The organism is Oenococcus alcoholitolerans (assembly GCF_051852995.1).
GTDB classification, from domain to species: Bacteria; Bacillota; Bacilli; order Lactobacillales; family Lactobacillaceae; genus Oenococcus; species Oenococcus alcoholitolerans.
Genome location: NZ_CP176042.1, coordinates 1326855 through 1341521, shown reverse-complemented (window position 1 = coordinate 1341521; position 14667 = coordinate 1326855). Strand labels below are relative to the sequence as shown.

Genomic DNA, 14667 nt, shown 5'->3' with positions numbered 1-14667 from the left:
TCAATGCCTGCAGTTCAATTTCAAAATGTTGACTTTAAATATAGTATCCAAAGCAAAGCTACTCTTCACGATGTCAGCTTTACTTTTGATTATGGCCAAAAAATCATTATCGCCGGCCCTTCCGGATCGGGGAAAACAACTATTGGCCATTTGATAAATGGTTTGATCCCTCAGAGCTTCCCTGGTGATTTGACGGGTAAAATATTGATCAATGACAAGGATACGGCCGATATGGATCTTTTCCAATTGTCCTTTGAGGTCGGGACTGTTTTACAAGATACTGATGCTCAGTTTGTCGGTATGACTGTTGCCGAAGACGTTGCTTTTTTGATGGAAAACGAAAATACCGAACACGAAGAGTTGATCAAAAAAACTAATGATTGGCTGGCAGAACTGAACTTGCGATCGTTAAAAGATCATCATCCCCAGCAACTGTCCGGCGGTCAAAAACAACGCGTCAGCATGGCAGGAGTATTGAGTTCTGACAGCAAGATCCTGCTTTTCGACGAACCCTTGGCTAATTTGGATCCGGCAGCTGGTCGGCTTGCGATAAAATTGATCGCTGACCTGCAAAAGAAACTTGGTCTAACGATCATAATCATCGAACATCGTTTAGAAGAAGCACTGAAAGTCGGTGCCGATCGTTTGGTGATCATTGATCATGGCAGGATCGTTGCTGATGATGCGCCAAACAAGCTTTTGAAAAGCGATATCATCGTTGATTCCGGACTGCGGCGTCCTTTATACATATCTGCTCTGGCAGCCGCCGGTGTTGACTTAGACACTATTTCCGACATAACCGATATCTCAACGATCGACAAAAAAATTGCACGAAAAAAATTAGCTGATTGGATCAAGGACTTGGATCCGTTATCTAAAAATAAAGTTGGCGATCCGATCCTGGCGATAAAAAATCTTGAATTTTCGTATTCGCAAACAGATTTTTTCAAGGATCTGAACGTAGATTTTTACGCCGGTCAAATCACAGCTATCGTTGGTAAAAACGGTTCCGGGAAAACAACTTTTTCTAATTTGATCACCGGTTTCATCAAACAAAAAACGGGTCAGATTTTTTACAATGGTCAAAATATCAATGAACTTTCTGTTAAGCAGCGGGCCGACAAGATCGGTTATGTTTTGCAAAATCCTAACCAAATGATCAGTCAAAATATAGTTTTTGACGAGGTCGCTTACGGCTTGAGACTAAGAAATTTCGACGAAAAGGTCATTCAACAAAAAGTCGAGGATATTCTCAAGGTCGCTGGTCTTTATCCGATGCGTCATTGGCCGGTCACAGCCTTGAGTTTTGGTCAGAAAAAAAGAGTGACGATCGCCTCAGTGCTGGTATTGGAACCGAAAATATTATTGCTGGATGAACCGACAGCTGGTCAAGATTACTTTAACTATCGTTCGATCATGGATTTTGTTGCCCGGCTCAATAAGGAACAAGATTGTTCGGTCATCGTTATCACGCATGATATGCATTTGATGCTGGAATACGCAGATCGAGCCTTGGTCTTAGTTGATGGACAGATAATAGCAGACAAGAGTCCAGCTGAACTTCTTAGCGATCCTGATTTGCTTGGTCGAGCTAATTTGGCTGCCACTAGTTTGAATGAGCTGGCTGCTTACTTGGAACTTGATCCGATAAAACTTTCTCAAAGGTTGTTACAAAGCGAGATAAAACATGAATGATAATTCTTTTAGTTTGACCTATCGCGACCGCGGTACTTGGCTCGATAAAAACAACGGAGCGACTAAACTATTGGCTTTTTTGCTTTTGTCCGGTATTTCCATGATCGTTTTGGATACGCGCTATTTGATTTTTTTGGTGCTGCTGTCGGTCATTTTGATGAGGATGAGCAAGATCCGCCTGTCTGAAGTTGCTTTTTTGATAAAACTAGTCCTTGTTTTTATGGTCATCAATCTTGCGATGATCTATTTGCTGGCTCCTAACTACGGCGCTGAGATCTATCGCTCTCGTGATGTTCTGCTCGGCAGCGGTTTTTATGCTTTGACAGCTCAAGAACTTTTATATTTGGTAAATATTGGTTTGGAATATATTATCGCTGTGCCCCTGGCATTGATTTTTTTGTTAACGACCAATCCGTCTGAATTTGCGGCCAGTTTGAACCGGATCGGCGTTTCTTATAAAATCAGTTTTTCAGTCGCCTTGGCTCTGCGCTATATTCCAGATGTTACCCAAGAATACCGCCAAATAAGTCTTGCTCAACAAGCAAGGGGCAATGAAATATCAAAAAAAGCACCTTTGAGAAAGAGGATCAAGGGAGCAGCAGCGATTTTGGTCCCTTTGTTATTAAGTTCGATCGACCGGATCGAGTCTGTCAGCCAAGCAATGGAGCTGCGGCGTTTTGGGGCTAAAAAACACCGAAGCTGGTATTTCGATCAAAAATTTCGACTCTCGGACTGGCTCGTTCTGAGCTTTGTCTTGTTAATTCTGCTTTTAGGATGTATTCTTTTAGTAACAAACAGGGGCCGCTTTTGGAACCCCTTTCTTCGTTGATTTAAAAGGAGGAAACGCTTATGGCAAATAAAATAGAGACAGCTGTTTTCGCTGGCGGATGTTTTTGGTGCATGGTCGAACCCTTTGATACTCTGCCCGGTATTATAAAAGTTCGTTCCGGCTACACTGGCGGTCATGTCGACCATCCGACTTATGAACAGGTCTGCTCGCATACGACCGGTCATACTGAAGCTGTTAAGATCTGGTTTGATCCGGATAAGATCAGTTATAAAGATCTAGTTGAAATATATTGGCAGGTCACCGATCCGACTGATGCCGGCGGCCAGTTTCAAGACCGCGGCGATAATTATCGGCCGGTTATTTTCGTTGATTCCGACCAACAGCGTCAGATCGCCGAAAAATCTAAAAACGATCTGGCTGCTTCGGGAACTTTCGGTGATGATCCGATCGTGACACAGATCGAGGATGCTTCGACTTTTTGGGAAGCTGAAGAATATCATCAGGATTTTTATAAGTATAATCAGGCCAGGATGAAGATCCAAGATGCTCCCAGAGAGGATTTTATCAAACAACACTGGCAGACTAAGACAAAATAAAAAACGGCTTTTGGCCGTTTTTTTTAACCACCGATTTTTGTTGGATCGATGTGCAAAAGATTTTTGAATAAATGGCGATCGCCCCAAGCAATGTTATTGCCTTGAAAGAAAAAAGAGTAGGCCGTACCGATGCCGACAGAATCTATTTTTCCGGAAATCAGCCAGCAGATCAATGATATCGAAATAGCAACGATGAAATTAGAAAATTGGCCTAAGGGAGCCGAACCATGAAAAAATTTAAATCTGGCTAAATTAGTCAGACTATCGAGCGGATGGAGGACAAAATTAGCTCTTTGGATGACAGAGATGCCGACACCGACCATCCAAATACCAATAAAATCAACTACCAGCTTACCGATAAGCGGCAAACTGCCGACCGATCCCGACATTAGTTTAGCTGTCTGTGAAACTAAAAAACTGAAAAGCAGACCGAAAATAATGTTTCCAAAAAATTTGAACCAGTTGACCTTGTCGACTAAAAAGGCATTGATCACCACGGCTAACAACGCTTCGATCGTTAGAAAAAGAAAGATCGGCTGGCCGGTCGTTAATGACAGGTTGACGGCAGATGCCGACCAAGGCGCGGCACCTAATTGAGCTGCAATAGATATACCGTTTCCGATCGATATGATCAAAAGCGAGATAAAAAAATAGCTGATCTTTTGTTTCAGAGTCAGCTCAAAATATTGTCCGTCAGAAAAGTACATAAGACTATTAAAGCACGTTGACGGGATTTTTTTTTTAGTGAACTTCGTTTTCGATGTAACGACTAAGCCTTTTTCGACTAGCCATCCGGTAGATGGTCAAAAATAGTGCGATCAAACTCATCAAGCCGGCAAAGAAGAAACTTATGTGCATCGATTCCACGAAAAGTTCAGGCTGGTGGCTGGGATAACTTTCGATATGATGACCGGCGATATTGCTCATGAAAATAAAAAGCATGATCGTGGCTAATGTATTTCCGATTATGAAACCGATATTTCTTGCAAGTGCTGTAACCGAACCGGCGATGCCCAGCAGCGGCTTGGGTACGGTACTCATCGTTAAGGCATTGTTTGGTGATTGGAAAATAGCGGTAAAAAGTCCATTTCCGATCAATATGATTACCAAAAGCGAGAAGGGCGAAGCTGCATTGATCGATAGAAAACCTACTTGGACTAGAGTCAAACCGACCAAACCGATCAAGGTTATCAGTTCTTTATCGAATTTATCACCGAGCCATCCCGAAACAGGCGAGATGAAAAAATTAGTGATCGGAAAAGCCATTAGGATCAAACCGGCTTGTCCAGGTGTCAATCCGCGCAGATCTTGCAGGTAAAAAGGCATCAAGATGTTGGTATAAGCATTAGTTGCGAAAACTAATAAAGCCGTCGTCAGCGAAACAGAATAAAGCTGGTTTTTGAAAATGTTCAACTTGATCATCGGTTCTTTGATAACCAGTTGAGATCTGACAAAAGCATAGAAGAGAAGGATCGATAAAATCAAACCACCGATTATCCAAGGATTAGCAAAGCCTAAGTTTTCAGCAGCATTTAAAGCGATAAAAAATACAGCGATCAAGGCAAAGAAAATCGCCGACCCGATCCAATCGATCTTTGAGCCTCTTTGTTCGATCGTGTCTTTAGGAAAATATTTTGCGCCGATTATGATCGATATCAAACCGACCGGGACGTTTACCCAGAAAATGTATTCCCAAGACAGATAGTTCAAAATAGCCCCGCCGATGGCCGGACCAGCGATGGCTCCAAGCGAGACGAACATGCCGATAACCGACATGGCCCGGGTTCGCATGGAAAAAGGAAAATTAGAAGTCGTGATACCAAAACTGTTAGACATAGTCATCGAAGCTCCGACTGCTTGAAAAACTCTGGCTCCGATCAGAAAGTTGAAACCTAAAGAGGAGAAGCCGGCCAAAAGCGAGCCGATCGTAAAAATGACTGTACCGATCTTAAAGACGCGGATCTTTCCGTAAATATCCCCTAGGCGGCCAAAGAACAAAAGCAGACCGGAGATAACGATCAAATATATATTGATGACCCAAGTAGTTTGATTTAAAGGAATATTCAAGGAGTGGGAGATCGATGGCAAAGCCACTGTCACGATCGATCCGTCCAGAACGCTCATGAACACGAACATGCCCAAAGCTATCAAGATAAGGATGTGCTCTTTATCAAGAGAATTGGGACCTTGCACTGAATTTTTAGTCATAAAAACATTCTATCATTAAGAAACGATGTAAGTACTTACTTTTAATTAGATAAATCAAAATGAATAAGCAATAACTAAAAGAAAACAAAAAAGCTCGTTTTAAAGCCTTTTGAACTTGCTGGGAAATGGTTGTTTTTGTTCGTTGATAGAACAAATTTATTTTATTCAGATTACGGCTGACGTTTAAAAAGTAAGCATTTTCTTTAGATTTGCTTAAGTAGTTCTTTTTAACGATTGACATTCGTTTTTTGCCTGTATAGACTGACGTTAATCTTTTTGAAAGGAATTGAATAATAATGAAAAAGAAGAGTAAAGACTCTGCTTTTCGCAGTGGCGTGTTGATCGCCGCACTTTCTATAAGTCAGTTTTCCATTTTATTACCGACTTTTGCTAGTGCAGAGGCTGTATCTAATCCGACTGATAAAGCAGTAACTAAACTTGCTGGAGCTAGACTAGCTGCAGCCATCAAAGCCGATCCCCGAAGATTTTCTAAAAATCCTAGTGCAGAAAAATCTTACTTTAGGCCCGATCAAAAAGTTGATCTGGTCGTTGAGTTGAAGCAGGCACCTTTGATCCATTATGGTTTTGCTAATAAAAAAATCAGATCAGCTTATAATCTTGCGAGAACGATAGCTCAAAGCCGTCAGTTGAAAAGCACTCAAGATGATGTAAAGAATCAAATAAGAAACCGAGTCGATGCGAAGGCAGTTTTTGATTATTCTTATACCAACGTTTTCAATGGTTTTTCTTTGCATACATCATATAAAAATTTAAAAAGCATAAAAAATCTCGATAATGTTAAGAATGTTTTTGTTTCTGCGGAATATAAAGCTGTTCCGACTCCACCTGCAGCAGGTATAAGCAGCGACCAGCAAATGGTGGGCCTTTCTAATGCAACAAAATATGATGGATCCGGAACTGTAGTAGCCGTTATAGATACTGGGCTGGATACTAGTCATCCTGCTTTTCAAAGAGATCCTAGAGTACAGAAGCTCAATCGTTCCTCCATTGAAAATGTATTGCCTATACTATCGGCTCATACTAGAGACCCTCAGGCTACAGCTGATAATTTGTACCATTCCGGCAAGCTGCCTTATGCCTTTGACTATGGAAGCGACGATGACAATGTTAATCCATCAGGTGCTGATCAAGCTGCTAACTTGGAACATGGCACTCATACTTCTGGAATAGCCGTTGGTGATCAGGTCGACTCTGAGGGGAAAACCATTTTTCGCGGCGTCGCTCCTTCTGCTCAACTTGTATCGATGAAAGTTTTTGACGACACTGGTTCGGGTGCAACTGATAATAATATTTTAGCTGCTCTGGATGATGCTTATAAAATGGGAGTCGATGTTGTGAATATGAGCTTAGGGTCATCGGCGGGCTTTACAACGATTGAAAATCAATCAATGAATCAAGTCTATTCAAATCTTCGCAATAGCGGAGTTGATGTGATCGTTTCTGCTGGTAATAGCACTAATGCTTCTCAAGGCAACCCTTCAGGAACCAATCTTCCCTTAGCTAGTGAACCCGATGACGGCATCGTTGGATCGCCAAGTACTTTTCCAGGTGCTACTTCGGTAGCTTCTGTTGATAATAATCAGATTTTTACTAATTACGTACTCTTAGGCAGTGATAAATTATTTTATTCTGACACCTCTTCTTCTTTTACTAATCTTCCGCAACAAGCTACTGATTATGAAATAGTTGGCGGTTCTGGTACAGCTGATGACTTTAAAAAAGTTGACGTTAAGGGAAAAATTGCCATTGTTTCAAGAGGAAGCATTGCTTTTACCGAAAAAATAGCAAATGCTAAATCAGCTGGTGCGATCGGCATTTTGATTTACGATAATCAACAAGAACCGCTGATAAGCATGGCAGTAGATAATCCTTCTAATTCGATTCCGGCAGCTTTTATTTCACAAGCTGATGGACAAAAATTAGTAGATTCAAAGGATAAAAAGTTGACACCAGTCACAAAACCTGAAGTTTCTACAAATACGCAGACTCCAGGCCAGGTTTCTGATTTTTCAAGCGAAGGGGTAACGCCTGATCTTCAATTAAAGCCTGAAATAAGTGCTCCTGGCGGGAGTATCTGGTCTTCGATACCTACTTCTTTGAAACAAAATGATCCATATCAAAGTATGAGCGGGACTTCGATGGCCGCGCCTTCGGTAGCTGGATTAGCAGCTTTGCTTAAACAATATTTGAATGAGGAACAGCCCAATCTTAGCAACGCAGATAAGGAAAAGGTGGCAAATGATCTTTTGATAAGTACAGCTCATCCGGTCACTAGTCCTCAAGGGTCGATCGTAACTTCACCGCGTCGGCAGGGAGCTGGGCTTGTTAATATAGCTGATGCTACTAAATCACCGGTTTACGCTTATACGGATACAGATTCTGGCAAACCGATCATCAATCTTGGTGATGACCCGCAAAAACAAGGTGTTTACACTTTGAGATTCCATTTAAAAAATACAAGTAATAAAGCTCAGTCATATAAACTGGATGGTCATGCCTTAGTCCCTAACTCCACTGAGATAAATGGTGTGCGTTATATGTCTGAAAGCGATCACCAAGCTGCTGGTACTTGGGGCGGAGATACAAGTATAAATATCGCTCCGAATGAAGACAAAACTGTCTCGATAACTTTTAGTTTAGCTGCAAATGAACGTTCCATCATTGATAGTAATTTTCCTAATGGTACTTACGTTGAAGGCTTTGCGGGTCTTAAAAGTCAACAAGCAGATAGTCCAGACCTTTCTTTGCCTTTCTTAGCTTTCTATGGCGATTGGGAAAAAGCACCGATAATCGATTCCGGGAGTTGGTTCAACGGCAGTTCTGCGCATGTTAACACTGAAGCGGGATGGTCGCTTGCAAACTTAGCAAGTTTTGATTTAGGCGGAGATATTTTTTCTCAGCAAGCGATTTTTGATCAGAACCAAAATGCGATCTCGCCAAACGGGGATGGTCTTGATGACAGTATCGACTTTTTGTCATTAGGTACTTTACGCGCATCCTCTCTAAATACTTATTCTGTTACTGATTCTAAGGGCCGCCAAGTATTTTCAGATTCTGAAAGGAATATCTCGAAGTCATATTATTATCCAACTTCCCAGTCTTGGATTTCATTTTCTGATCCAGCTGTTTTCACTGGAAAAAGTGCTGATCAGAAACCTTTGCCGCAAGGCGAATATACTTATCACGTAACTACTAATCCGATGATTCCGGTCGGTGATACTGGTCAGAATCATATAGCGAATGATAAAAGCACCTTTGATTTTAAATTTAAAATAGATACGACTGCTCCTGTTGTGAACCAAAGATCTATTAAAGTTGTTAAAGATGGCGACAAACGCTTTTTGGTCATCCCTGCTAGTGATAATTTCAATTTAATGGATGCTTTGCTTTATCCAACTGTTAATGGGCAGCCTGATACTAATGCTGATCCTATTTCTACTTCGCCGTTAACAGGCAAAAATCCACACCATGATTTTCGTCTGGATATAACTAATGCTAAAAGTGATCAGGTATTTCTCAGCGTTTTGGATTATGGATATAATGAGACCGATCTTTCTGTTGATCTTTCAAAGTTCAATGCGAAAAAATCTGCCGGTTTGACGATCCGATCAACTGATATAAATGGCAGAAAAATAGCAAATGATCGCAAGATACAAGGAAATGTTGGAGATGCATATAATATAACGGTTCCTTCTATTTATGCATATAAATTCAATTCAGCTAAGGGAGCGGCTCTTAAGGGAACTTTAACTGAAAAACCGATCAAGGTACAACTTATTTATGATAAGATTCAAAAAATAAAATTTGCTAAAAATGTTCAAGTAACTAATAAAAACGGTGCCGGAGTTTATAGTGATTTTGGACGAACAGCACCCCTTACCAAGCAGATTTTAAAAAATGGTACTAAATTAAGAGTTCAAGCAGCTTATCGAATCGGGTCTGCAGATTGGTATCAAATTTCTAATGGCAAATATATTCACGCTTCTGATACCAACCAAGGTTCTTTTAAGTCAAAAAATCCTGGTACGATTCGTTTAAAAAGAGCAGCAAAAATTTATCGCGGTTATGGCCCTAATGCTGTATTTACCGGTAAATTATTTGCTCCCAGAACAGTTCATAAAATTTTCGATGCATATCAAGTTGATGGAATCATTTGGTATCGTATAGGAAACAACTTATGGATCAACAATGGTCGCGCATGACTAAAACCCCGCTTTAAAAGCGGGGTTTTTGTTGCCTAATTCAACTATTTTGATAGAATTAGCTAGATGGCAGAAATACTCGGACAAACATTTTTAGACAGCATAAATAATAACGATTACAAGGTCGAAGAGATCACCGCTGCTTCTTACAAAAAAAGCGTTGCAGATACTTTGCAGGCAAATTTTGATGAAAATATTTTGAATCGGAGCCAAGCACTCATCGGCGGAGGAATCGAAAAGGGCGGTCAGACGATTTCGATCGAAAATGCTCCTTATCCTTTGCCTTTACGCTACTTGAATCCTTATAAGAAGCTCATTCATCCCGATCAGCAGATCGAACTGTCTCCTTACTTGATTTTTGAATCTGAAATGGTAAGCAGATCTCATATGAAAATCATTCAAATCTCAGATCTCGATCATATCGACCAGCAGATCCAGGAATATTACCGTTTAGACCAAGAAAATACTCAGGCCGCTCAAGAAGAAGAGAAGAAAGAAACCGAGGATACTGAAACCGCTTCCAAAAAATGAAAAATATAAGAAAATTAATTTTGTTATAATTAAATTGTAAAAATTCGTTTTTTAAGAAAGGTCAATAATGTTAAAACTCGACCATTTGAGCAAGTCCTTTGCTGGCCAAGCAGCGGTCAGCGATGAAAGCTGGCAGTTGGAAGAAGGCACCATTCTTGGTTTGATCGGTCAAAACGGAGCCGGCAAATCGACTACTTTTAAAATGATCCTTAATTTTTTGCGCCCTGATTCCGGTTCGATAACTTGGGATGATCGTAAAATCGATTCGCAAGCTTTAGACGAGATCGGTTTTTTGCCGGAAGAACGAGGCCTTTATCCGGATGTTTCGGTCGGTGAACAACTTCTTTATTTCGCCGAACTTCACGACAAAAAGAGAAAAGATATTCGTCCTTTGCTGGATCAGTGGATGGATAAGTTTCAGGTCAAGGGAAAGCTGAGCGATAAAGTCAAAAAACTTTCCAAGGGAAACCAGCAGAAAGTCCAACTGATCAGTGCTTTGATCCACCAGCCGAAATTGATCATTTTAGATGAACCGTTCAGCGGTTTGGACCCGGTCAACGCACAGATGCTGTTGGATATCATCGTTGATTTAAAAAAGCAGGGTGCGGCGATCATTTATTCTTCGCACGATATGAATAACGTTTCAGCGATCGCTGATAAAGTCGTGATGCTGAATTCGGGACACGTTGTACTGAACGGCGGTACTTCAGAGATTCGCCGATCATTCGGCCGGACAAGGATCTATTTGGAGTCGCCATTGACTAAAGAGCAGATATTAGCAGTCAAGGGTGTTGACTCTGTTGATGATTATGCCGGAGGTCTGCAGATCAAATTGAGTGATCCGAAGGCTGGAGAAGAAATTTTTGCTTTAGCTACAAAAAATGGTTATATAACGGCGTTTGACCAGCAGCCGCCGACTTTGGACCAGATTTTCAGAATGAAGACAGGACCGGAAGCCATTCTTGAATTCCAGAAAGAAGAGGGACGCGACCATGAATAAAATTTTTGTCGTTGCTCGTTACGTTTTTTTGAAAAATCTCAAAAGTCCAGCCTACTATTGGATGCTTGTTGCGCCATTCGTTTTTATTCTCATAAGTTTAGCGATCGGTTTTTTCGCCGCCCAAAGCATTCAAAACAGTCCTGATCCGAAAATAGCGGTCGCTGGTTCGCAGCAGCAGGTCAATATTTTAAAAAGTGCTTTGAGAAAACAGGCACGGATCGTTTCTGAAAAAAATCAGCAGGCGGCAAGACGGGATTTTAACAAAGAAAAGGTCGACGCCGTCTTGACAGTCAATAATGATTTTTCTAATGCACATATCCGAGTTAATTCCGGTTCGAATACTAATTTAGAGGTAAATAGTATTCAAGCGGTCCTTTCCTCGATCAAGATCCAAAGCGACATTGCCCGATTTGGTCTGAATGCTCAGCAAGCCAGTCGTTTAAGCCAGCCGGCACGTTTGGCTAGTGATTATGTTTCTGTCGATAATGCTTCTGGAAGCGGGCGGAAGTCTAATCCGGCGATCGGTCAAGCGGTCAGTATTTTTTCGATCTTGGCTGTCTTTATTTTCTTGATTTCATATGTTCAGATCACCGGCAGCGAAGTCGGCAGTGAAAAAGGTTCTCATGTTTTAGACAGTATCTTGGCTGCAGTTCCGGCAAAGGATCACTTTAAGGGCAAGGTACTGGCGATCATTGGTTTGTTTGTCGTTCAGCTGATTTTTTATTTAGTTTTGGTCTTGCTTGCCCTCGGTCTCGCTGGACCGCTGGGTTATCAGCGCTTTTTGAATCAAATCGATTTCTCGATTTTTGATCCTTTAATGATCTTTATCACAGTTATGATCTTATTTGCTTCGATCATTCTTTTTATAATTCTAGCAGCGATTTTTGCATCGACTGTCAGCCGGCAAGAGGATGTGCCGAAGTCGACTTCGATCGTGGTTTGGCTGGCTATGATACCTTATTTCGTTAGTTTTTCCGCGCTAAGTTCGCCTAATTCACCTTTTTTCCGGGTATTGTCTTATGTACCTTTTTTCAGCCAGTCGCTGATGCCGATTCGTTTGTCGCTTAATTCAGCTAGCTACTGGGAAGGCGGCCTTGCTTTTTTGATCCAAGTAGTTGTCATTGCTGTCCTTATGCGTTTTGCCGGTGATATTTATGCTGCTAACGCTTTGAATTATGATGATGAAAAACCGTTAAAAAAATTATTATCTTATTTTAAACTTAGAAAAAGCTGATCAGTGTGCTATAATCATTAGCGATGCGATGAGTCGAGGAAACGTTAGCTACGGCGCGTTTCTAACACGGTTGGCTGAGTTAGATCTCAAGGAACGCATTTTCTGCCATCGCCGGGGACGTTGTGGAACTCCCTGACTGCTTGACTATAAGTACGTGGATGCGGTCGGTAACGATCGTCGTTAGCAATTTACGTAAAGTTGCAACGCCAAACTAGGCAGTCTTCGGACTGCTTTTTTATTTTGTTCAAAAAAGAATTAAGATTGAAGTATGTTTAGTTTGAATGAAGATTTTTTGGGACAGGTTTTCAAGGAGAACAAAATAAAAGATTTTAAGCGAGTTTCCGGAGGAGACATCAACCAGGCCTATGCTTTAGTCGACCAACAAGGAAAACGTTATTTTCTTAAGGTACAGCCGGATTCGGTACCAGCGTTTTTCCAGCACGAGGCTAACGGCTTGAGATTATTGAGCCAAGCGGCACGAGTGCCAAGGGTCCTTGATTTGGGCCAAGTTGGCAATGATCAATGGCTTTTGCTTGAGCATATGCGTTCAACTAATTATGGCGATCAATTTGCTTTGGGTAAAACATTGGCAGCTGTGCATCAATTGCGCAGCCCTAATGGTCAGTTCGGACTCGACTATGATTTTAAGGCTGGAAAAACGCCAAAAATAAATCATTGGCGTGATAACTGGACTGACTTTTTTATTGAGCAGCGTTTGAATGTTCTTCGCCAATTGCTGATCGATGAAGGAAAATGGCAAGATGACGACGCTTATAACAGGGCAGTCGAAAAGTTTCGCCGGCTGATGAAATTCCATAAAAGTGTACCGAGTTTGCTTCATGGCGACTTTTGGGCTGGTAATTTTATGTTCGAAGCTAAGACCGGTGCCCCGGTTTTGATCGACCCGGATGTATATTATGGGGATTCAGAATTTGATATCGGTGTGACGACTGTTTTTGGCGGTTTCCATCAAGAATTTTACGATGGTTATCAAAGTGTCAGACCTTTTGATCAAGGCATCGATGACCGTTTGAATTTTTATCAATTATATTATCTGATGGTCCACGCTCACTTATTTGCAGGATCTTACATTTATGCCTATCGTCGCGAACTTAACGATATCAACTCACTGTAAAAACTTGATCTTTGACAATATCAAAATTTGACCAATTATGATTGAGAAAATATATTTCTTTAGTTTCGGCTTTTTTCCAAAACTGGCTTGAACCGGTAACGCCGTTTTTTTCGCCGATCAATATCAGTTCGCCGCCTTTTTCGTAGAAATGCTGCTGGCGGAGGTAATTTACGATCAGCCAATCAGAGATCGAGTTTTGCGGCGGCCAAGACATGATGATCGCTTGTCCTTTTTTGGAATAATAATCGATCGCTGCCAAAGCATCCATCCGAACGACTTTCGTGACCGGTTTTAATTCTTCTTGGCGGCTGCTCCAATCATAGTTGTCAGTTGCGATGATCGGGTAATTTTCGTCCAAATTCCTGACGGCATATGTCAAATAGCCCTTGCCGGCCATCAATTCTAGAGCCGGCCGGCCATCGAGATATTTTAAAAGGTCGGCTGCCCAATCTTTAGAAATATAGGCATACATGCCGTAGCGCTCGATTAGATATTGGCGGAAATTAGTTAAAAGCCAATCTAACTCTTGGGCAGGATGAACTTTAGCATCGATTTCTTTTTGGCTCATACCGCTGGTTATTTGTTCAGCGATCAAATCTTTGATTTGCTGAAGCATTTTATCTGTTAGTTCTAATTTATCGAGTTTGCTCGGCAGTCTTTTTTGGGAAATAGCCAGGTCAGCAAAAAGAACCTGATCGATCAGGTCGCTGACAGAATATATTTTGGCAAAATAATCGCGGCAGGCACTTAAGCGGGCGATAAAAGTCTTAGGATTGATGGTTGTCATGGAAAAGGTCAAGGCTTTCTTGATGATCGATATGCAGCAGGTCAGCAGTTGAACGCCGTCCACGAGCGTGGAGATACCCGGATATCAGCTGAAGGATCTCGTATTTATCATTGTTATCAAGAGGGGTGTCGTTGTAAGTTAATTTGGAACTAGTGATCATTGCTTTGGCTAAATCAAGCTGGTCGCTGTTGTAACGACCGACTAAGTAGTCCATTGATACGTCAAAATAATCGGCTAATTTTTTAACTTCTAGATAGTTGGGATTTCGTTCGCCTCGTTCCCAATTACCGATCTGGGACTCAGTGTTTTTTGACTCGCCCTTTGCTAAATTTTTATTCAAGGCGCGGGCCAATTGTTTTAAAGTTATACCTTTTCCGCGCCGCAGCGCTCTAAGCCTCTCTGGAAACATGACTCTATCTTATCAGGAAGCAGATTTTAATTAAACGCGCACCTCTGTTCGTATGTATT

Annotated in this window: 12 protein-coding genes; 8 read left to right on the top strand and 4 right to left on the bottom strand. The window is 41.4% G+C overall.

Features of this window, described 5'->3' with window-relative positions:
• Positions 1-3: 3 nt before the first annotated feature.
• From ACKP2L_RS07325 to msrA, 3 genes are read left to right on the top strand one after another with little or no spacing between them, the layout of a single operon-like run.
• Positions 4-1695 (top strand): ABC transporter ATP-binding protein, encoded by a 1692-nt coding sequence (locus ACKP2L_RS07325; protein ID WP_439425204.1) that lies wholly within the window; start codon positions 4-6, stop codon positions 1693-1695.
• The gene (locus ACKP2L_RS07320) at positions 1688-2524 is read left to right on the top strand and encodes an energy-coupling factor transporter transmembrane component T family protein (protein ID WP_439425203.1); all 837 of its coding nucleotides are present in this window, start codon (positions 1688-1690) and stop codon (positions 2522-2524) included. Before ACKP2L_RS07325 ends, ACKP2L_RS07320 begins: the two co-directional genes overlap by 8 nt.
• Before the next feature lie 20 nt (positions 2525-2544).
• The gene (gene msrA / locus ACKP2L_RS07315) at positions 2545-3081 is read left to right on the top strand and encodes a peptide-methionine (S)-S-oxide reductase MsrA (RefSeq protein ID WP_439425202.1); all 537 of its coding nucleotides are present in this window, start codon (positions 2545-2547) and stop codon (positions 3079-3081) included.
• Positions 3082-3104: 23 nt separating this feature from the next.
• Here msrA and ACKP2L_RS07310 read toward each other — a convergent pair whose 3' ends face one another.
• Both ACKP2L_RS07310 and ACKP2L_RS07305 read right to left on the bottom strand, forming a co-directional pair.
• Positions 3105-3788, bottom strand: a complete 684-nt coding sequence (locus tag ACKP2L_RS07310; RefSeq protein ID WP_439425201.1) for a hypothetical protein — start codon at positions 3786-3788, stop codon at positions 3105-3107.
• Positions 3789-3822: 34 nt separating this feature from the next.
• Positions 3823-5223, bottom strand: a complete 1401-nt coding sequence (locus ACKP2L_RS07305; protein WP_439426226.1) for an MFS transporter — start codon at positions 5221-5223, stop codon at positions 3823-3825.
• A 362-nt stretch (positions 5224-5585) separates the two neighbouring features.
• On the opposite strand from ACKP2L_RS07305, the gene ACKP2L_RS07300 reads away from it, so the two are divergent.
• The 5 genes from ACKP2L_RS07300 to ACKP2L_RS07280 all read left to right on the top strand — a co-directional run bounded on the left by ACKP2L_RS07300 (position 5586) and on the right by ACKP2L_RS07280 (position 13412).
• A complete protein-coding gene (locus ACKP2L_RS07300; protein WP_439425200.1) occupies positions 5586-9512 on the top strand; it encodes a S8 family serine peptidase in 3927 nt (1308 codons plus the stop codon).
• Positions 9513-9578: 66 nt separating this feature from the next.
• On the top strand, positions 9579-10043 hold the full coding sequence (locus ACKP2L_RS07295; RefSeq protein WP_439425199.1) for a hypothetical protein: 465 nt from the start codon (positions 9579-9581) through the stop codon (positions 10041-10043).
• 67 nt (positions 10044-10110) lie between these two features.
• On the top strand, positions 10111-11043 hold the full coding sequence (locus ACKP2L_RS07290) for an ABC transporter ATP-binding protein (RefSeq protein ID WP_439425198.1): 933 nt from the start codon (positions 10111-10113) through the stop codon (positions 11041-11043).
• Positions 11036-12277: an ABC transporter permease gene (locus tag ACKP2L_RS07285; protein WP_439425197.1), complete on the top strand. Its 1242-nt coding sequence runs from the start codon at positions 11036-11038 to the stop codon at positions 12275-12277. Before ACKP2L_RS07290 ends, ACKP2L_RS07285 begins: the two co-directional genes overlap by 8 nt.
• A gap of 268 nt (positions 12278-12545) precedes the next feature.
• Positions 12546-13412, top strand: a complete 867-nt coding sequence (locus ACKP2L_RS07280; protein ID WP_439425196.1) for a fructosamine kinase family protein — start codon at positions 12546-12548, stop codon at positions 13410-13412.
• On the opposite strand, the gene ACKP2L_RS07275 is transcribed toward ACKP2L_RS07280, so the two are convergent.
• Positions 13399-14199, bottom strand: coding sequence for an SAM-dependent methyltransferase (locus ACKP2L_RS07275; protein ID WP_439425195.1), 801 nt, complete (start codon positions 14197-14199; stop codon positions 13399-13401). The genes ACKP2L_RS07280 and ACKP2L_RS07275 overlap by 14 nt on opposite strands.
• Positions 14180-14608, bottom strand: a complete 429-nt coding sequence (locus tag ACKP2L_RS07270; protein ID WP_439425194.1) for a helix-turn-helix domain-containing protein — start codon at positions 14606-14608, stop codon at positions 14180-14182. Before ACKP2L_RS07270 ends, ACKP2L_RS07275 begins: the two co-directional genes overlap by 20 nt.
• Positions 14609-14667 lie beyond the last annotated feature (59 nt).